Consider the following 19,814-nt stretch of genomic DNA (forward strand, 5'->3'; position numbering starts at 1 on the left):
CCATTTTTCTAACCATTCGATTGTAATATGGTCATTCGAGTAGGTACAGCGAGTTATCGTTGTCAGTTTTTCTAATGTTATTTTGAGAGCTCAAGCAGCCACGGTCTGAGTCAACAGGTTCTCGTTCTTCGCAACGAAGGCTTCCAGCGTTTTGAAGAAATTTAGAATGTCTTCATTCTCATTCGTCGCATTTACTGTCACCAGCCGGATGAAAGTATCATCCCTGAACGATCCGTATCCGACCAAAAGTTCTGAATGCTCATACAGTGCCGTGCAGATGTCTTCGGCGGGAATACCTTTATAATTAAAGCAGGCCGCAATGGTGTTGTCTTCGCTGTAATCAGTATAGTCAGGGTTGTTTCTGATATATGCGCGTGCCGTATCTGCCAGTTCAAACTGCTTATCAACAATTTTTTCAAGCCCGTTTGTGCCCACACTTTTCCACAGCACCCAAAGTTTCAGCGCGTCATTTCTGCGGCCGCACTGAACGGAGGTTTTGCCCGGGTTAAAGTCATCCTCGTCGGTTTGGTAAAGATAGCTCGCATCATTAGAGAAGGAATCATGCAGGTGTTTTTTGTCTTTCACCACGATGAGGGAACAACTAAGCGGCGTGCCCAGCGTTTTGTGCGCATTGATCGTAAACGAGTCTGCGTTTTCTACGCCTTTAATTAAATGCTTGTACGTATCGCTGAAAAGGACAGCGCCGCCGTATGCCCCGTCAACATGCAGCCAGATGTTATGTTCTTTTGCGATTGCGCTGGCCGCGACCAGATCATCAAACACGCCGAGCACCGTTGTGCCTGCCGTACAGTTAATGAGGACAGGGTGATACCCTTTCGCGATGTCATCCTGAATTGTTGCGCGCAAAACCGCCATATCCATACGGCCTTGGTCGTCTGTAGCAATTTTCCTGACACCTGCGCGCCCTATGCCGACAAACGCTGCATTTTTTTGTGTACTGTAATGGCCTTCTGCTGATGTGTAGACGGTCATTTTTTGCGCTACACCTTCAAACCTTATTTGGTCATTGAAGGCATCACGGGCCATCATCATGCCCATAAAGTTGGTCATGGAACCACCGGGCGCAAGTGCGCCGTCTGCTTGCGGGCCCCAGCCGACCATATCGCACACTTCACGCAGTATCGCTTTTTCCACGCCCACCTGAGGGCCAGCCGCTTTGTATGTGTACATGCTGTTATTGAGGATAACGGACATGAGGTCACCCAGAACAGCCTTGTCCTGGCGGCCGCCAAAAAGTTGATTGAAAAACCCGGGGGTGGCTGTGCGCGGTGAGGCAAAAACCAAACTCTTTAAAGAGTTCTCAAGCGCTGTAGCGCTGATCCCTTCTTTTTGTAATTTGATATCAAGGCGCTCGTACAATTCAGTTGAGGGTATATGCTCAGCAACAGGGTTCTCTGCTTCATCCGCCAGCAGCTCACTGACCAGGCGATTGAAAATCTCTAAACTTTGTTTCATTTTCCCTCAAATTCTAATTTTTAATGTGCTGCGCACATATATAGCTCAATACGCATTCACGCAAATACAAGCCTTTGTTACTGCGAACTTGATGGAAAGTGTTAGTGTTTTGTGGTTTTGCATTACCTCCAAATTCGGTTATCGTACTTAAGTTACAGGTGGGTACATGTATGGGGAGCGGTTCAATGACCACATTTCAAAAATATATTCTAACAACAACGGCGAGCATTGCCTTAATGGCTCATGCTGGTATGGCAATGGCGCAGGATGCACCCATTGTGCAACCGGGCGCGCCGGGCAAGCCAGCGCAAGCGCTTGATGCCAAGAAGGCCATTGAGATAGCCAACAACAGCTACTCCACTGATGATGTGCAATTTATGCAGGACATGATCCCGCATCATAACCAAGCCGTACAGATGGCCGCACTTGTGGCTAGTCGCACCAATACGGAAGAGCTGATTGAAATTGCAGGTCGCATTGATGCGTCTCAAGCAGATGAAATCAGATTTATGTCGCAGTGGCTGGCAGCGCGCGGTGAAAATGTACCTGAACCAACCGCGCACGAAGGCATGAACATGTCGCATGAAATGGCAGGCATGGCATCACCAACACAAATGGCCGCATTGGCCGCAGCAAACGCGACAGACTTTGACCGCATGTTTCTGGAGCTTATGATCGCGCACCACAAAGGCGCGATTACCATGGTGAACGACCTGCTTAGTCATTCTGGTTCTGCTTACGACCCTGTGCTCTTTGATTTTGTCAGCGACATCACCAATGACCAGACCTCGGAAATCAAGCGTATGACCGGATTGCTTGTTGGCTTGTCTAACGATCCACGTGCCGGTTTGGCTGCTGGCTTTGATGATGCCGGTGAAGCCGCAATGAATGTTGCACTTATTGCAACACTGCCGCGTCCTGCCGGATTTTTTGACCCGGACAATCCGTCTGACCTTCCGCCTGTCATTGAATCTGATGATGAAGCAGGTGAAACAGATGAAGAAGCAGACGTTAAGCGCGGCGAACGCTCGCCGTTTTTGAGCTTCTCCAACACCGACATGGCCTTCTCAGGCGATAAGCTGGTTGTTGGCAGCTACCACGGTTTCAACGTTTATCAGCTACAGGAAGGTGGTACACCCAAATTATACAGCTCCGTTGTTTGTCCCGGCGGGCAAGGCGACATCTCGATTGTTGGTGACTTGCTGATTATGTCAGTGGAGCAAACCCGCGGCCGCGTTGATTGTGGCCGCCAAGGCATCAGTGAAGACGTAAGCGCTGACCGGTTCCGTGGTCTGCGGATTTTTGATATCAGCGACTTGGCACGCCCACGACAAGTAGGACAGGTTCAAACCTGCCGTGGTTCACACACCCATTCGGTTGTGTCTGGACCGGGCAAAGACGGCAAGATTGTTGTTTACAACTCAGGCACATCATCCGTGCGTAGCGAAGAAGAGCTTGCAGGGTGCGTAGGCCGCGTGCCAGGCGATGAGCGCACCGCCCTGTTCCGTATTGATGTGATTGAAATTCCGGTTGATAACCCAGCCAATTCGCGGATTGTTGACAGCCCTGCGGTGTTTGCAGACCAAGAGACCGGCAGAATAGCTGGATTGTGGCAAGGCGGCGACCACGGTGCCAACACGCAAGACACCAGTGAAACAGATCAATGCCACGACATCACGGTGTTCCCCGAAGCCAAAATTGCCGCGGGTGCATGCTCGGGCAACGGCATCATCTTCGATATCTCCGATCCGCTAAAACCAACACGTATCGATGTGGTGACAGACCCAGGCTTTGCTTACTGGCATTCAGCCACCTTCAACAACGATGGCACCAAAGTATTGTTTACCGATGAGTGGGGCGGCGGTGGCCGTCCGCGCTGTTTGGCGCATGACCCCAAAACATGGGGTGCGAATGTCTTTTACGATATTGTCGACAGAAAGCTGGAATACAGAGGCCGGTTCAAGCTACCTGCACCGCAGTCAGAGACGGAAAACTGCGTAGCACATAATGGCTCTGCTGTGCCTGTGCCGGGCCGCGATATCTTTGTACAAGCATGGTATCAAGGCGGTGTATCCGTGATTGATTTTACCGATTCCACCAACCCGCAAGAGATCGCCTTCTTTGACCGTGGGCCTATCCACGAGGACGTTCTGGTCACGGGCGGTTTTTGGTCAGCCTATTGGTATAACGGCAAAATTTATGGTAGCGAAATTGTCCGCGGTCTGGATGTAATGGCCCTGTTGCCCAGTGAATATCTGACCGAAAATGAAATTGCTGCTGCTTCCATTGCAGACCAGGGAACGGTCTTCAATCCGCAGCAACAGTTCCGGGTTTCATGGCCTGCAGACCCTGTTGTGGCACGCGCCTATATCGACCAGCTTCAGCGCAGCAATGCTTTGTCAGCATCGACTGTCTCAAATTTAACGACAGCCCTTGATCGTTCCCAGGCAAGTCTGGAACAAGGTAGCCGCGACGCAAACACAGCAAACCAATTGACAACACTCGCTACGGCGTTGAATGCAAGCGAAGGCAACGCCAAAACGCAGGAGCGATTGGCATCACTTGGTGAAACCTTAAACGGCATTGCCGCAAAACTACGTTAAGTTAAAACATGACAGAACCACATCGGCCTGAAGTTCAACAGCTTCAGGCCTTATCTATAACTACCCTTTGACAAGGACGCATTTTAATCTCACAGTTTGCTCTACCAAGATTAGGCATTAACGTTATGACAAAACGCCCTGAAAAAAAGAGTGAAACAATTGAAGTTCGCGTGTCTTACACCGAAAAACTCGCATTTATGGAAGCATGCCGCCAAGCTGGCACAACCGCAAGCCACGCCATTCGGGATTATATCGGGGATTTTCTGAACCCTGCGAGCAGCAAAACAACGCGTAATCATATGGCAACAGCAATTGGTCTTATTCTGATCGCAGGCCTAGCAGGAACGACGGCATATTTCTCTCTCAACCAGCTAAACCACATTACTGTCGGTGAAAAAGTAGTGCGCTATTTCGACCATAACGGTGACAACGTCATAACAACTGTAGACACCATAAACCTTGCAAACAAAGACACAATTAACTGGCTTTTAGCGACAGGCGATAAAAACAAAAACGGCGCGCTGGATGCTGCAGAGATCGATGCATTCGCTGATGTAACAATCGAACTACGCGCTGAGCACCTCGATGGAGCCACAGCAAGTACTGGCGAAAAAATCATTGTTATGCCGCCAAATCTGACCCCCACCGAACGCGATGCATTTTTGAAACAGCTTACCGACATACCAACTATCAGCAACAATGATCAAGACAGGTTGAAACGACTAATTGATGCCCTCAGCACGCCAAGCGTGAAAGCAGAAAGCACCAAAAAAACCAACTAGATCTGACTACCTGCATCGGCGGGCTCATAACGCCCTTTCAACCAAAGCCTAAAATCTTCTTCAAGCAAGTCCACCGTTTTAGACAAGCCATAATTTTGCCCTTCTGCCGCGAGCCACTCTGTCATTGAATTTCCCGCAGCAATGTAACGTGCAATGTCTGCAAAGATGCGTTCGTTACCTGTTTTCTCAATCATGTAATCGGCAAAGCCACGCGACTGAGCGTAAAAAGTTACAGGATTACGGCCATCGCCGCCGGCCTCAACATCTTCGCGCGACAGAATTACAACGCCACCACGCGCGCGGCCTTCAGCTGAGTTCTGCCGTGCAGCGATTAAACGGCGCGCTTGTTCGAAAGCCGGATGAGTCATGCTAAAATATGTTTCCATATCCCACATATCGCTATAATCATCGGTTTCTGACATCGTGCCAAGCAAAGCAGTTCGGCTCGCGGTTAACACCCTGTTTTCCATCAAAACAGCTGCCATCTCATCAAGCCAGTCTGGTCCTGGGCCAGCATATCGGTTTATCTGACTTGGTCTCACTTCAACCATGCTCATGGTTTCTTCAGGCCAAAAAGACCGGATGAAAAACATATGCCCCAACTCATGTGCAAGCACCCCTTGATGCATGTCTTCCGCATTCCGCCCTGCACTGTTTGCATTCAGACTTGCCTTCACGGATCGCTCTACAACAGCGTCCAGCGCCGCACCTTCCAGGTCCGGTTGTTGCCTTAACACTTGAGCACGTACACTGCGTGCCACCATTGCTTCACGGTCTTTTATAGTAAGCCACGGCAAAACAACTGGATAAACATCCGTGAGGCTTCTGCGAATATCCATATCCACAACCTCGCCCAGCACAACAGCCGCCTTTGGTGCCTTATGACCAAAAAAGCGCTCAAACGTTATTGCAGCTTTTTCTATTCCGTCCGCATACGAGGCTGTTGTACCGGGCCTGCCAATTATAACGCCCACATCACTCGTTAGACATTCCACATTCTCTTGGTTACATATATCAGCAACCGCTGTTTCGGCAGTTGCGGCCTTAGCTGAAGGGTGCAGCATGACATAGCTCGCTAATGCCACTGTAATTATATTTTTCATTCGTTTTCTCCACGCTTGTCTCTTGCTGTAGGTATAGGTGGCAAAAATCGATGTTTGCAGCGAGAGAGAAACTGTGGGGACACAGAGTTTTACAGCTCTTTTTCTGTCCGGACAGATAAGCCGTGCAATACGTGCGACAAACTAACGTGCTCTATCAGGTGTTAGAACCTCTGAACAAGTTGCGCGTATTTTCGCAACAATGAGGTTTCCGCAAACTCTCGGTCACACAGCTTAGCAAAAGCGAAAGCGTTGGTGATGTATTCTTTATCCTGCTCGGTAAGAGCTGCGTTGTGTTGTTTTCTGGAATAGTAAACATGCAGGTTTGTCAACATAACCAGCAACGCCTTGCTGGACGATGAAGCATTTTCTGCTTCAGTTTTACCTTGCCAGACAGCAAGAGTGTGTTCCGCTGATTGTTGCAGAGACGACGTACTTTTCATTGGTTCTAACACTTGTGCTGGCGCATTAGCACGCAACCATACAGTTAAAGCTTTGAGTTCAGTCACTGTTTCCAGCGCTGCTTCTAGGTCAGCCTGACCATTAAGCACATTTCTGGTAAGCTTGCAGAGGAAAGCGCGGCAAGAACCCGGACGTTTATCATATATGGAGCAACTAGTACCACACAGCGCAGGGCACGGCTGATCAAATACCGGCTTACCTTTCTTGCCAGTATAAGTTTTTATCAACGTACCGCTAAGCCGGTCCACTTCTTTCTCAGCAACATTAACATGCGAGAAAAAAGCTCCTGTGCAGCAAACACCGCAAGCCTGACACAGCTCTCCTGATTGCTTAGCAGATAGAATAACCTGAACAAGATGCTCATCGGGCTTATTGTCAGATTTTAGGTTCTCTGTCATTTTCTCATCAACTTATCGGAACCAGAAACGCAAGTATCAAACACGCTGTTACTCACTGTCCAGTTGAATTTAATCAAGCCAGACTAATTGCTCGGCAACAAAATTCTAACCTTCGATGATAACTCACTGACACAATGCAACGGCGTCTTGCCAGCATCGTCACCATCACACTGGACACACAATCCGGGTTCAGGAATTGCAAAAGCAGTGCCCGCAACAAACTTTACACCATCAAAAACATGCAAGCGACCGCGTACCATCGCAAGGACAAATTTGATCACATCAACACGGCCATTCAATCGTATCAGGCAAGCGTGTAATAAAGGGTCTGTAATGCGCGCATTTTTCGCGCAGGTAAATGTCCCGCCGTAATAGCGACTATTTGATAAAATAACACCTTCACAAGCGTGATTTTCACCGTCAATTGTGACGCTAAAGCGTTGTGGCCGAAAATGCCAAAAAGCCTTTATCGCTGCCATAAAATACGCGAGCTTGCCGAAGCGCTTCTTCAATTTGAGATTAACAGTGTGCACAACATCTGCATCAAAACCAACGCTGGCCATTACTGAAAAATAAGCGCCGTCCATGAACCCTAAATTCAACGAAACATCATTGTTGGCCATAATTGTATTTACAACATCGCGGACGCCTGCGGCCTGACCAATCTCGGCGGCAAGAACATTTGCTGTACCACTCGGCGCAATAGCGAGCTTATAATTCTGCACAGAAAGCTTATTGATGATATCGCGGATTGTGCCATCACCGCCGACAGCCAGCACCACGTCGATAGCCTCCGCAGGATCAACTACAATTGATCCGCCCGGACCTGTCTCGACATGTTTAACATTGAACCCATTATTACCGAGAGCCGCTATTAAATCCGTGACATAATGACTGTTGGCTCTTCCTGCAGTGGGATTGCTGATAACAAGGACATGCTGGCTCACTGCATTAGCTTTCTCAACTGGAATGGGATAGCAAGTATTTATCCATAACATGACATCAAACGTCGTAGCATCCAAATAAAGATAGATCAGTGCCCCTAACAGCAACCTTGATTATGGTTTAATCATCTATTTTCTAAAGCAATTGCCATATACACTGATTGCCAAAGTTGGGCATCTTGTTAAGGTGCGCTTTGCAAAACAGGCTATCGATTGGAAAATGTGTGACACAGAGTTTTGATGGTAATTTCTCAGAAGGTTGCCAGCGCATGCTGCATGCCGTTGGACACGGAAGAGAAGCAGAAGCCGTGGATACATTTAGGCAAGGGGAATTCCGACCAAAGCCTATAGAGCATAGAGCTTTTATCCAGATGCTTATTGATATCAAAGCATATGATCTGGCAGCAACTGTCGCCCAAACTGTTTACAACGAAAACAGCAAATCCATTGATAATGTTATCGCTGCTGCTCGCGCCGAACTATATGTTCAGCGCCCTGATAGCGCGATTCAAATTGCCAGCGAGGGAATGACAGCTCTAGGTAAAAGTGCCGAATTATATTTAATCGTTGGTCTTGCCATGATGTCTGTTGGCTCTCTCGATAATGCAGGCTCAGCCATTCAGACTGGCCTACAAACACAAGAATTGCCAATCGGATATGCCTATTTGGGCGAAGTGTTGCGTCTTATGGGTCGCATTGACCAAGCAATTGCCTGCCACGAGCGCTGTTTCAACGCTGGCTGTGCGGACGCAGAAGCATTTTTACTAGCAGGCAATGCTTACTACGATGATGGCCAGATCGGCAAAGCCATCAATCACTATGAAAAAGCGGTTGTTGTAAAACGCCATTACGTGGATGCCCACGACACACTCAATAAAGCATTGTGGGAACACGGTGAGCACACCAACTTTATGAAAAGCCTTGATGTAGCCATACAGAACCTACCAAGCTTGCTGATACTGCGTCTGCGACAAGTCTATTTCCGCATCCTTTCCGGCAAACTTGAAGAGGCCAAAACACAGCTTGAAAACTGTTTGAGCATGTTCGGGCCAAGCGCACGTATTTGTGCCGAGTTAGCAACAATAAATAAACAGCTAGATACCGACTTTGACCCCATTCCTCTTTATAAACAGGCTTATGCACTCGATGCCAAAGATAGCAATATGCTTAAGTCCTATGGTCGCGCCTTGATCGGCAAGGAACAATACCGCGAAGCGGCAAACATATTGACCGAATGCAAAGCAATTGATGAAAACGATCAAGAATGCCTGGCTTTTCTTGCCGCGTGTCACACACACCTGAACCCTGCAGAAGCAAAACGGGTCAATGACTATGAAGAACTAGTTCAGGTCTTCGATGTCAGCTTGCCAAGCGGCTATGAAACACAGGCTGCATTTACCGATGCACTTCTGCGCGTATTGCAGCCACATCATCAGTCAGATGCAGCGCCTATTGACCAAACACTTGTGCGCGGAACGCAAACCCACGGCATGTTGTTCAACAAAGGCGATGCTGAAATCAAAGCATTGGAAAACCAGCTTCGAGCCTGCATTCAACAATATATACAACACCTTGAAAAAACAGGCCCTGATGAGTTTAAAAATCGCATAACTGATGGCTTCGACTTTTCCGGTGCATGGAGCGTACAATTGAGCGAAGGCGGGTATCACAATGACCATGTGCATACATCAGGCTGGATAAGCTCGGTTTACTATGTGGAAGTGCCCGATGAACTGGATGATGACATCCACGAAGGCTGGCTCAAGTTTGGCGACACATACTTTGATCCTCAAAATGAAGGCCCACAACGTTTTGTAAAACCCGTTCCTGGGCGGCTTGTACTGTTTCCGTCTTATATGCTGCACGGCACAGTGCCGATAAAAGAAGGCAAGCGCCGCACAACAATCGCGTTTGATGTCGTGCCTCAATAAACGCTATTTGATCCTGCATGTAGTAGAGAGGCGTGAGCCAGACACACCTCTCATGTGTAAAAAGCTATTCTTTCAGTTCAATAACTGCACTGATCTCAACGGCAATGTTGCTTGGCAGGCTGCCCATACCAACGGCTGCACGTGCGCCTTTACCAGCTGGTCCAAAGGCTACAACAAAAACATCCGAAAATCCGTTAATCACGGAAGGTTGTTGACCAAAGTCAGGTGTTGCGTTGACCATACCCATGATTTGCAAAACCTGCTTCACGTTTGAAAGCTCACCCACGGCGCTTTTGATTGTAGACAGCATACAAAGTCCCGTACGCTGAGCCGCAGCATATCCTTGTTCTACAGTAAGGTCACGGCCCACTTTGCCAGTTGTTCTTTCATCACCACATTCCCCGTGACCGGACAAATAAAGAATGTTGCCCGCCTTGCGCCACGTAACATAGTTGGCAACCGGTGATGTCGGTGACGGCAACACATGCCCGGCTTCAGCAAGCTTTTCCTCCGGTGTGTGTCCATCTGCATATGCAGGCACCGCAAACAGAATGACCAAAGCCCAAAGATAACGCATGTCTCTCTCCATATTTAAATTTTACTGTGACGCGCACACGGCGCGGTAAATATTGTTATCCGTTAGAGCGAAACCAAAAATAGGTTCCGCACTTTCATCTCTTTTACGCAGCCAAAGTCATCCAGATGTTACTCATCTTTGACATATTGATCAAACCAACCAAGATAACGATTGTAACGATCAATTTGGAAACTTGGCCTGCGAATACCATGGTGCTCGCCGGGATACACAACAAGCTGTGTATCAACACCGCGGCGCTTCAGAACCTGATACATTTGCTCTGAATTTTGTATCGGTACATTCCAGTCAATTTGCCCACCCATGATCAATGTGGGTGTTGTAACATTACCAAGCTTGGTAAAGATGTTGATTGCATCAAGATCATCGTTCTTTTCCCACGGGAAACCAAACTCGGCCTCCCATGTATTTTGGTACATGTCGTGACCGTAATTTGCCAAATGGTTCACGACACTAGCGCCTGAAACAGCACCCTTAAAACGGTTGGATTTAGTGATCATATAATTGGTCAGAATACCACCATATGACCAGCCACCTACACCGAGACGATCACCATCGCTAACGCCTGCTGCAACCAGATGATCAGCCACTGCGTCCACGTCAGCAAAGTCAGGCACACCCCATTGACGGTTCAGCGCGTATGTGAAGGCTTCGCCGTATCCGTTTGACCCATGCGGATTAGGCAACACAGCAATATAACCGTTCGCCGCATACAATTGTCCCCATACATCAAAGGAAGCGTCATGCTGCGCCACCGGTCCACCGTGCAAGAAAAAGATGGTTGGATAAGCACGCGAAGCATCATAGTCATGCGGATAGTATACAAAGCTTTCAACCATGTCGCCGTTCCATCCGGCAACTTTCAACCGCTCAACCTTGCCCAGTTTAACGCCATCAAGCAGCGTATCGTTCAGTTGCGTAATGCGTGTTACTTTTTTGCCTTTTACCATGTTCACATCAAACGGCGCATCATGACTTGAAAGTAAAACCGCAATCGCGCCGCCATCTGCAAGTGCAAAGTCTCGCACTGAAACATCGCCTTTTGTCAGCACTTCCGGCACACCACCGCTTGTCGCAATTTTCATTAATGGATAATTGCCACCGTCCGCTGCGGTAAAATAAATTGATCTACCATTTGCTGCAAAAGTGGGATTATTGATCATCCTGTCATAGTCAGCAGTTAATATACGCGGTGTGCCACCTTCAGCGTCAACAACCGCAAGGTTACGGGTCGCATACCAGAATTTTTCTACATCTGTTGCCGTTACATAGGCAATGCTTTTACCGTCAGGGGACCATGCGGGGCTCGCGTCACTGCCTTTATTTGTGGTGAGCTGGGTCAAAGGACGTTCAACCGCACCCATATCAGCTGAAACAATCCAGATATCACTGTTTGTGTTTGCGTCAGGGTCATTATCACGTTTGGAAACAAAGGCTATACGCGTGCCATCAGGGGACCACTGCGGGTCACTGTCATCATAATCACCGGATGTTATTTGAAGCGGCTCATTATCACCGTCATATAAATATAAATGGCTACGGCGACGATCCAGATACCCCACATAATCCTGCTTGAACTGCAAGCGGTCAATCACAACCGGTTTCGGGCTTTTACTATCTGTTTTCTTCTCGGCATCTTCAGCCTCAGGGTCGCGAATAGTTAGTACCATACGCGTCCCGTCAGGAGACCATGAAAAACCCGAAACGCCGTGTTTCACATCTGTGTATTGTTGTGCTTCACCACCCATGCGGTTTAGCAACCACACCTGAGACTTTGCGTCTTTGTCGCTGCCACGTGTGCCAAGAAAAGCCAGTGATGTACCATCAGGATTCCAGCGCGGCATTGATGCGTTCGTATAAGATGCTGTTAACGGTAAAGTGGTTTTACCGTCTGTAGACGTCATCCATATTTGCCGAAACCCTCTATCTTTTTCTGTATCATTGCGCGCAACAACATAGGCAACCCAATCACCCTCAGGGCTTACCTGAATATCGCGCGGTGTCTTTAATCCTATTATATGATCAACTGTCAGCGTATCACTTTTAGCTTCAGTGGCAGCATGAGCGGCGCCTGCCTGGAAACCAAAACCACACGCAATGCCAGCTATGGTAATAGCGCGCAAAAATACATTATACTTCATGAAAATCACTCCCCCTATTGCGGCAAATTAGGACATGCACTGTACTCTTTTGCAAGGGTAAAACAAAGATGCCTAGATTGCCTCCAAACACGTCTTCGTTATAATACAGCCAACAAATATATTTTTAGGAACCTGATATGCGTCTCACCATGCTTTTTTCTGCAGTGGCATTTATGGCTGCTTCAACAACATATGCTAATGAAGACATTCAAGATGACGAGGCGATCAGAGAACTGCGCGCAGCCTCTAATGTGGCAATGGCAAAACATGATGCTGATAAGTTTGTTAGCTTCTTTGACGATGATTACATCATCACATATGGCAGCAGTGTAAAATCGCTTAGTTTGGAAGCAGAAACCAAGTCAATCAGAACGTTATTCAGTGATTTTCCGGCGGTCAAATACACGCGCACACCAATGGACATTTATGTCAGCAATGCTTTGCCTCTTGCGATGGAAAATGGCACATGGGTTGGTGGGCAAACACCCGATACAACATACCGCGGACGTTACACTGCGGCGTGGCGAAAAGTGAATGGCACGTGGAAAATACATAACGAACTGTTTGTGACACTTGCCTGCGAAGGCAAGGACTGCTGAAACCGCAAGCCCTGGCCTTCATCAAGATTGACGCAACGCGCTCCTAATTTAAATATTCTTGCGGGATAGGATAATCCGGTGTTTCGCCTTGCCAGAATATATTCATAACCCACCAGCGATCACTATGCTTCAGCAATTGAATGCTGTTAATACCACGGGCAAAAGGCTCCGCATCTTCAAGTGTTCTCTTGGAGTCGTACGTACTGAAAACCTGAACAATATTACCATAAGCATGTTGTGCGCGGCCAATTTCGCGTTCAAAGAAACCATTATCAAAGAAGAACTGATCTGCACGTTTTATGTATGCATCCACAGTAAGGGATGTTGCACCTGCTGGTGTGTTCGCGCCGCTTGGAATGAGGCGCGCATCTTTAAAGAAAAGCGATCGGAAACGATCCCAGTCACGGCGCTGTCCCTTGGGACCAGAGATTGACGCATAAACAGCAGCCACAATACTATCAACCGTGGCAACATCAGCAGGATCAGCCGCCATTGTTCCAGCTGTTTTACTTTGTGCAGACAAAGGCACAAAAGACATCGTCAATGCCAGGCCAATCGCAGCCAGTTTCAAAGCTGATTTTATCATATTTTCGCCCCCTAGTTTAAAGAAGTAATATTTCATCCAAAACAACATAAGCCCGCAAGTGCTCACGAGGCAAACATTTGTCTCATTTCAGGCTGTTGACTCGTGCTAACGAAGTTGGTATTTCTTAATTGACTAACCGGTCAGTCATTAATAAATATTGTAGTCATTCATGCGCCCCCAACTCGGAAAAGATAAAATACTCAATGCTGCAATGGAGCTGTTTGCAAAAAATGGCTACCACAATACGTCAACAAGCCAAATCGCCAAGGCCGCCGGCGTTTCAAAAGGCCTGATGTACAACTACTACAGCAGCAAAGACGCTTTATTGCTGGCCATCATCGAACATGCCAGTGCAGGTATGTTTGTTATTGCAGATACAATGTCATCTTCTCAGCCTTACGAAGACACGCTGCGCGCCTTCCTTCACGAATACGGGCAAGCATTAAAAACTCATAAAAGCTTCTTTGCTTTTCAACTTAGTCTAATTGTTCAACCTGATTTAAAAGCCATCATCGACACACACCTACAAAAGCGTGTTTCACATCTACTTTCGGCAACCGAGGCCATGTTTGAGCGCACTAATGCTGCAAACCCACACATGTTGGCACGGCGTTTTATTGCCGAGCTTGACGGCACGGCACTCCAATACCTTGCCGTATTCAAAGATTTCCCCCTAGACGAAATGCTCGAGCAAATGTTCCAGAGTTATAAGGACCCTCACCCGTGACCGCATACCAATTCAAAAAAACTAACGCCGGTGATTTGCAAAGTCTCAAACGAGAATATTTGCAAGACATAACCGCACCGCTGGACGGCATGTGGGAAACATTCGCCGATATGGCTGACCACTACACTGTACACATAGACGAGAAAACCGCAGGCTATTTTGTTGTAAACAGCGAAAAGAAACTAATGCAGTTTCATTTGCCCGCCGCACCCAATGCACCTGAGATATTTCAGCGTATCATAACTGAATTTAAGATCACTGGCGCTTTTGCAAGCACGGTGGAACCCGCGTATCTTTCATTATGTTTGGACCATCAAAGCAGAACGACCGTAAATGCATTGATGTATTACACCGATGAAACATCTCATTTGCCAGATGCTAAATTCCCTGAGGGTAGCGAGTTCAGGCTTGTGGCTAAAGGCGAGCTTGAAATTGCTGTCGCGTTCGCTGTTGAGGCGATAGGTGCAAATGAAGAATGGCTGACAGGTTACTACAGCGAGCATATTGCACAGGAGCAGCTATATGGTTTGTGGCAAGGCAATGAAATGGTCGCTGCTGGTGAGCTGCGGAAAAGCACAAGCCAAAAACCCATTGCTGATGTTGGCATGGTTGTTTCACCGCAACAACGCGGTAACGGCATTGCAACCAATATTCTCTTACAGCTTAGACGTTTAGCACGCGAGAATGGTTTGGCACCGATCTGCTCAACAGAACGAGAGAATATTGCCGCACAAAAGGCAATCACAAAAGCCGGGTTTATCGCATATCACCGTGTACTGGATATCACCTTTTAGTCTCGAATACATTCCTTGCTTGGCTCTGGCACACCGTCATAACTAAACGATATTCTACATTGCTGAGATTTGCTTACAGCATTCAGTTTTCGACTAGTACCAAATGGTGCGTGATTACAGCTGCCCAGCTCAATCTCTTCAGTAGCACCCCCAAATTCAAAACTTACTGAAAGGCTTTTCCTCTCAATTGACTTACCTGCTTTCAAGAAAGGCCGATATCGCCACTGCTTTAAAGCGCGTTTAGCTTCCGCGGAAAAACTACTTTCTTCCTCATTAGGTGCCAACGTAACGTTCTTCAATCGCCCTTTTGCATTCACATCAAATGTCAACGTCACTTGGCCTGATACATTTTCCCGATCAGCCTTCAACGGCATATTGGGTGCCATACACTGTGCCAGATTAACGAAGGCATCGGTAGGGTCACCGGCGTGAGATGGCGGCTCAGGCATCATACTTGTCGTGCAGCGCTCATCGTCTGTCAGGTCACTGACATCTGTATCATGATCGACATAGTTAAACGTCAGAGGCACATCGAAACGTGGTGATTCAACGCTATTTTGGATATAAGCGAAATATTCCCACTTCTTGAGCGCTCTGGCTGCACTTCTCGCTAATGCATTCGCAACGCGCTCACCACCTTCTTCAGCTGATGCGCTAACAATACGAATGTTCTCGGGCCTGCCATCAGCGGTAATATCAAAAAGGACAGACACCTTACCCGCTGTCGGATTTAATTTAGCCGCATAGGGTGCTGTTGGGTTAACACAGTACTCATTCTGCCAAAATGGGTTCTGTATATCCGCACCTTCTTGTGCCGTGACTGGCTGCACAAAAACAACAACCATCATCAAAGCATTAATCTGCCCCCAATGCACTTTATTCCCCTTCGACTATTTTACTAACCATTGCAACAGGCTCACCTTTCCGCATTGGCGGCGTTGCAATGACATAGTTCACCATACCCGCATAAGGCGCACGGATGGTGGCAATCGGCTCACCAAAATAATCAACCAGTTCGCCGAGCACACCGTCTTTGGCAACCGTGTAGCCGCCCTTGACACGCGCGGCAAATATGCCGTCTGCCGGGCTAGTAATCACTGTAAAGTCACCGAGCCAGACCGTTGGCTGCGGCGGCTTTTCATTGCCTGGCAGCATTTTCAGGTGGCGCAGCAAGTTCATGACACCTTCCGCATTTTTGCGCACTAGTTCTGGCGCTGTAGAGCCAACACGGCCCGCTTCTGTCGTCATTGATGGAATACCACGTGTTAATCCTGTCATGTCAGTGAAGCGCGAAGCGTCAGCAGGCAGGTTTTCCCTACGATCAATCACGATATGATCAAGGCCAAACGCCAAAGCCATGCCTTTAATCTTGGCATCCATCTCAGCATTACCTGTAACAGGCATGTAGATATACGGCCGCAAATCCTCATTTCCATCTCCGCTATGCATATCCACCAGATAATCGGCTTGCTCTATTACTTGCGTGGTTATGGCATGTGCAATGCGTTCACTTACCGTACCGTCTGCTTTACCGGGATAAACACGGTTCATGTTCTCACCGTCTACCGGGCTGTAATATATTGTACGCCCGAGGAACGAAGGCATATTTGCCACATGCACGATTATAACCGTACCACTTAGCATTGCAGGATCAATAAGCCGTGCCGCCTTTTGCAATCCAATAACCGGTGCATATTCATAACCGTGTGTACCTGCAACTAATGCAAGCGTTGGTCCGTTTGAGCGACCTTGAATAATAGACACTGGAACACGACTGCCACCGTCGCCGTTATCAGTGATATCGATGAACCCTGTAACACGTTCACCTGCTACAGCCTTTAACCCGCCCACTTCTATTTGTGCATTTGCCTGCAAAGCGCCGAGCACCAGCGCCGCGATAGCTATCATCCTATAAAGAGAGTTCATGTATTTTGCCCCACGTTATTCGTTAACCCTACCATATTCAGCTTAACCTCATATGCCACCGACATCCGAAATATTTTTTGTGGGTATGTTACGCGATGAAATTTTAGTGTCCGATATCGTACATTTTAAAGATATGAACCTAATGTCCGTAGCATTCCACTGCAACAACTCCTCCTAACATACTATAATAAAACAATGTTTTATCTCGCATAGTTTGGCCTGCAGTTTGCTTTGTTATCCGCAGGAACAAAAGAGGTAGTGATATGTTTGGCAGTTATCTGACAGTGGCGATCAGGCTTTTTCTTCGCAACAAACTTTTCAGCATCATCAATATTGGCGGCTTAACGGTTGGCCTGACCGCAGCGTTTTTCATCATCCTCTTTGTCAGAGCAGAAATCGGGTATGATACATGGATACCAAATGCGGAACGTATTTATACTATCGAGACGTCATACGCACCGCCAGGACGCGCACCCAAACAACTTGCTCGCTCGCCCAGAGAGTTAATACCAGCCCTTGAAAAAAACTTCGCCGAGATCGAGGACACCACACGCTTTTATGCTGGTGTCGCTCCAATAAAAATTCAGGACATACAGTTTTCCGAGCCAGCATTCATTATTGAAGAAACCTTTTTTGACGTACTAGCCCTGCCATTCGCGGAAGGTAGCGCTGATACAGCACTTAAGAACGGTGCTGCTGTCGTTATCACACAGGCTATAGCTGAAAAGTATTTCCGCGACCAAACAGCACTTGGTAAAACCATTACGGTGGGTGAACAGGACTATCCGATTTCCGGCGTGTTGCAACCTTTCTCTGGTCGCACGCACATGGACTTTGAAGTGCTACTATTCAACGGACCCGGTACGCTCGATAGTGACTTTATCGACTGGACATCAGCACGGCTATACAGCTATTTTCAACTCAGGAGCGGCACCAACATCGAATCTGTAGCATCATCTTCTCCAGAGTTTCTCGATAACAATGCCTTCTTCTCACCGGAAAGCTGGCGCGATTTTAAACCCAGCGAGGTGATGGCGCTTTCATTTCTGCCTTTGCCTGATATTCATTTACACCAACGCGGTGAAAACCCGATAAAACCTGCCGGCAGTGCCGCGCTTGTGTATGGCTTCATCGGTATCGCTGTTCTGATACTGACCATGGCTGGTATTAATTTCATCAATCTTTCGTCTGCAAACGCAACATTACGAGAAAAGGAAATAAGCCTCCGCAAACTGGTCGGCGCAAGCCGAGGCCAACTTATATGGCGACAGCTTGCTGAAGCACTTTTTCTGGTAGGCATCGCATTCTTGGTATCCCTTACTTTGATCGAAAGCCTCGCCTCTCTTGCATTCAACTGGATAGGCATTACAGGTTTCAACAATATTACTCTTGAAGCTGACTTTCTGATAATTGCAGCAATCGCCAGCATAGTCACAGGCATACTTGCGGCTATATACCCTGCGATACGGCTATCTTCCCGAACACTTTCAACCGCTTTTTCCGGTGGGCGTTCAGCACCGCCTGAAACCGCCCATTTCCGCCTTGGCCTCATCATGATCCAGTACATTGTCTCGATTGTCTTGATGATCACGGCAGGGCATTTTTATTTGCAAACACGCTATGCAATGACAGCCGATTTAGGCTTCACTGCTGACAATATCGTATCTTATTGGGGCCTGTCCGGTGCGCAGGACGCGGAAACACAAAAAGCCTTAACTGCTAACTTTCGCCGCGTACCGGGCGTAGCTTATGCAGGTAGAATGGCACAAATGCCAGGTAGAGGATCTCAAAACAATGTCAGCCTTCAAGTTACTGACATACCAAATCAAACAAGTGCAGATTTGGCAAATACGCCTTTAGAAGCAGTAACCGTTCAAGCCGTTGCTGCCAGTGTGGATTTTGATCGCACCCTTGATATCACAATGCTTGCGGGGCGCAGTTTCGAAGCCGGACGCCAAGCTGACACTCTAAGCGAAGCACAAGACGGTGCCGTGCTCAACACCGATGCACCTGCCTCTATCATTATAAATGCCATGGCCGCTAAAGCACTTGGCTTTACAAACCCACCACAAGCGATTGGGGCAACATACAGAATGAAAGATTATCTGAGAGATACTGTTCTCGTTCAGGTAATCGGGGTTGCCGACAATGCTCATTTTCAAACCATTCACAGTGAAATGGTGCCAATGCTGTTTGTAGACGCCAGTGTGTTTTTGAATACGATCGCCGTTAAACTGGAAACAGACTATACAACTGAAACAATCCAGCAGCTGGATGCACTTTGGCAAAATTACATTCCGGGCGTTCCTGTTCTTAAAACATTCCTTCGCGATGATTTGTCGGATCAATACGCACTTGAAGACCGCTTGACCCATGTATTCAGTGTGTTTGCCGCGCTTGCTATCGTGATTGCATTTTTGGGTATATTTGGCCTTGCGGCATTCAACGTTGAACGCCGGACAAAAGAAGTTGGTATACGCAAGGTGCTTGGTGCAACGATAAGAGACATTGTTCAACTGTTTGTTTGGCAATTCTCCAAACCGGTCCTGATCGCTAGTATCATTGCATGGCCGCTTGCTGGTTTTGTCGTTCAAAACTGGCTGCAACAATTTGCATATAGAATTGACTTGCTCCCACAAATATTCATCAGCGCAGGCGGCACTGTGTTATTGATTGCGTCACTAACAGTAGCAAGCCACGCCATTCGCATTGCACGCATCAATCCGGTTTTTGCCTTAAGGCATGAATAA

At 47.7% G+C, this 19,814-nt stretch carries 16 protein-coding genes; 7 read left to right on the forward strand and 9 right to left on the reverse strand.

Annotated features, from left to right (window positions below):
- Positions 1–90 precede the first annotated feature (90 nt).
- Positions 91–1,476, reverse strand: a complete 1,386-nt coding sequence (locus OEU88_RS00430; protein ID WP_262693120.1) for a pyridoxal phosphate-dependent decarboxylase family protein — start codon at positions 1,474–1,476, stop codon at positions 91–93.
- 185 nt (positions 1,477–1,661) lie between these two features.
- Here OEU88_RS00430 and OEU88_RS00435 point away from each other — a divergent pair, with 185 nt between their 5' ends.
- Positions 1,662–4,079 (forward strand): DUF305 domain-containing protein, encoded by a 2,418-nt coding sequence (locus OEU88_RS00435; RefSeq protein WP_262693121.1) that lies wholly within the window; start codon positions 1,662–1,664, stop codon positions 4,077–4,079.
- A gap of 125 nt (positions 4,080–4,204) precedes the next feature.
- Positions 4,205–4,861, forward strand: a complete 657-nt coding sequence (locus tag OEU88_RS00440) for a hypothetical protein (protein WP_262693122.1) — start codon at positions 4,205–4,207, stop codon at positions 4,859–4,861.
- Here the strand turns inward: OEU88_RS00440 and OEU88_RS00445 are convergent.
- From OEU88_RS00445 to OEU88_RS00455, 3 genes are all read right to left on the reverse strand, one after another.
- The gene (locus OEU88_RS00445) at positions 4,858–5,964 is read right to left on the reverse strand and encodes a hypothetical protein (RefSeq protein WP_262693123.1); all 1,107 of its coding nucleotides are present in this window, start codon (positions 5,962–5,964) and stop codon (positions 4,858–4,860) included. The genes OEU88_RS00440 and OEU88_RS00445 overlap by 4 nt on opposite strands.
- 161 nt (positions 5,965–6,125) lie before the next feature.
- Positions 6,126–6,821: a YkgJ family cysteine cluster protein gene (locus OEU88_RS00450; RefSeq protein WP_262693124.1), complete on the reverse strand. Its 696-nt coding sequence runs from the start codon at positions 6,819–6,821 to the stop codon at positions 6,126–6,128.
- Positions 6,822–6,904: 83 nt separating this feature from the next.
- Entirely contained in the window at positions 6,905–7,768 is an 864-nt protein-coding gene (locus tag OEU88_RS00455) for a diacylglycerol/lipid kinase family protein (protein WP_262693125.1), read from the reverse strand.
- 221 nt (positions 7,769–7,989) lie between these two features.
- Between OEU88_RS00455 and OEU88_RS00460 the strand changes: the two genes are divergently transcribed.
- Positions 7,990–9,696 (forward strand): putative 2OG-Fe(II) oxygenase, encoded by a 1,707-nt coding sequence (locus OEU88_RS00460; RefSeq protein WP_262693126.1) that lies wholly within the window; start codon positions 7,990–7,992, stop codon positions 9,694–9,696.
- 64 nt (positions 9,697–9,760) lie between these two features.
- Here the strand turns inward: OEU88_RS00460 and OEU88_RS00465 are convergent, their stop codons facing one another.
- Positions 9,761–10,273, reverse strand: a complete 513-nt coding sequence (locus OEU88_RS00465; RefSeq protein ID WP_262693127.1) for a RidA family protein — start codon at positions 10,271–10,273, stop codon at positions 9,761–9,763.
- A 128-nt stretch (positions 10,274–10,401) separates the two neighbouring features.
- Positions 10,402–12,432 (reverse strand): S9 family peptidase, encoded by a 2,031-nt coding sequence (locus OEU88_RS00470; protein WP_262693128.1) that lies wholly within the window; start codon positions 12,430–12,432, stop codon positions 10,402–10,404.
- Positions 12,433–12,569: 137 nt separating this feature from the next.
- Here OEU88_RS00470 and OEU88_RS00475 point away from each other — a divergent pair, with 137 nt between their 5' ends.
- Positions 12,570–13,031, forward strand: coding sequence for a YybH family protein (locus OEU88_RS00475; protein WP_262693130.1), 462 nt, complete (start codon positions 12,570–12,572; stop codon positions 13,029–13,031).
- Between the two features lie 43 nt (positions 13,032–13,074).
- On the opposite strand, the gene OEU88_RS00480 is transcribed toward OEU88_RS00475, so the two are convergent.
- The gene (locus OEU88_RS00480; RefSeq protein ID WP_262693131.1) at positions 13,075–13,617 is read right to left on the reverse strand and encodes a Cif family virulence factor; all 543 of its coding nucleotides are present in this window, start codon (positions 13,615–13,617) and stop codon (positions 13,075–13,077) included.
- A 169-nt stretch (positions 13,618–13,786) separates the two neighbouring features.
- Here OEU88_RS00480 and OEU88_RS00485 point away from each other — a divergent pair, with 169 nt between their 5' ends.
- Together OEU88_RS00485 and OEU88_RS00490 are read left to right on the forward strand one after the other, a co-directional pair.
- Positions 13,787–14,344, forward strand: a complete 558-nt coding sequence (locus tag OEU88_RS00485) for a TetR/AcrR family transcriptional regulator (protein ID WP_262693132.1) — start codon at positions 13,787–13,789, stop codon at positions 14,342–14,344.
- Positions 14,341–15,138: a GNAT family N-acetyltransferase gene (locus OEU88_RS00490; protein WP_262693134.1), complete on the forward strand. Its 798-nt coding sequence runs from the start codon at positions 14,341–14,343 to the stop codon at positions 15,136–15,138. Before OEU88_RS00485 ends, OEU88_RS00490 begins: the two co-directional genes overlap by 4 nt.
- On the opposite strand, the gene OEU88_RS00495 is transcribed toward OEU88_RS00490, so the two are convergent.
- Together OEU88_RS00495 and OEU88_RS00500 are read right to left on the reverse strand one after the other, a co-directional pair.
- Positions 15,135–16,013 (reverse strand): energy transducer TonB, encoded by an 879-nt coding sequence (locus OEU88_RS00495; RefSeq protein ID WP_262693135.1) that lies wholly within the window; start codon positions 16,011–16,013, stop codon positions 15,135–15,137. The two genes, OEU88_RS00490 and OEU88_RS00495, sit on opposite strands and share 4 nt — an antisense overlap.
- Before the next feature lies 1 nt (position 16,014).
- Positions 16,015–17,064 carry a M14 family metallopeptidase gene (locus OEU88_RS00500; RefSeq protein ID WP_262693136.1) on the reverse strand — a complete coding sequence of 350 codons (1,050 nt, stop codon included), beginning with the start codon at positions 17,062–17,064 and terminating at the stop codon, positions 16,015–16,017.
- A 263-nt stretch (positions 17,065–17,327) separates the two neighbouring features.
- Between OEU88_RS00500 and OEU88_RS00505 the strand changes: the two genes are divergently transcribed.
- A complete protein-coding gene (locus tag OEU88_RS00505; protein WP_262693137.1) occupies positions 17,328–19,814 on the forward strand; it encodes an ABC transporter permease in 2,487 nt (828 codons plus the stop codon).

Source organism: Kordiimonas aquimaris, assembly GCF_025574485.1.
GTDB lineage: Bacteria > Pseudomonadota > Alphaproteobacteria > Sphingomonadales > Kordiimonadaceae > Kordiimonas > Kordiimonas aquimaris.

Coding starts and splice junctions, on each gene's coding strand:
- OEU88_RS00465 (WP_262693127.1), bottom strand. CDS start 10,273: ATGCGTTATCTTTGGGCTTTGGTCATTCTGTTTGCGGTGCCTGCATAT.
- OEU88_RS00485 (WP_262693132.1), top strand. CDS start 13,787: ATGCGCCCCCAACTCGGAAAAGATAAAATACTCAATGCTGCAATGGAG.
- OEU88_RS00505 (WP_262693137.1), top strand. CDS start 17,328: ATGTTTGGCAGTTATCTGACAGTGGCGATCAGGCTTTTTCTTCGCAAC.
- OEU88_RS00500 (WP_262693136.1), bottom strand. CDS start 17,064: ATGAACTCTCTTTATAGGATGATAGCTATCGCGGCGCTGGTGCTCGGC.
- OEU88_RS00450 (WP_262693124.1), bottom strand. CDS start 6,821: ATGACAGAGAACCTAAAATCTGACAATAAGCCCGATGAGCATCTTGTT.
- OEU88_RS00445 (WP_262693123.1), bottom strand. CDS start 5,964: ATGAAAAATATAATTACAGTGGCATTAGCGAGCTATGTCATGCTGCAC.
- OEU88_RS00480 (WP_262693131.1), bottom strand. CDS start 13,617: ATGATAAAATCAGCTTTGAAACTGGCTGCGATTGGCCTGGCATTGACG.
- OEU88_RS00440 (WP_262693122.1), top strand. CDS start 4,205: ATGACAAAACGCCCTGAAAAAAAGAGTGAAACAATTGAAGTTCGCGTG.
- OEU88_RS00430 (WP_262693120.1), bottom strand. CDS start 1,476: ATGAAACAAAGTTTAGAGATTTTCAATCGCCTGGTCAGTGAGCTGCTG.
- OEU88_RS00475 (WP_262693130.1), top strand. CDS start 12,570: ATGCGTCTCACCATGCTTTTTTCTGCAGTGGCATTTATGGCTGCTTCA.
- OEU88_RS00435 (WP_262693121.1), top strand. CDS start 1,662: ATGACCACATTTCAAAAATATATTCTAACAACAACGGCGAGCATTGCC.
- OEU88_RS00470 (WP_262693128.1), bottom strand. CDS start 12,432: ATGAAGTATAATGTATTTTTGCGCGCTATTACCATAGCTGGCATTGCG.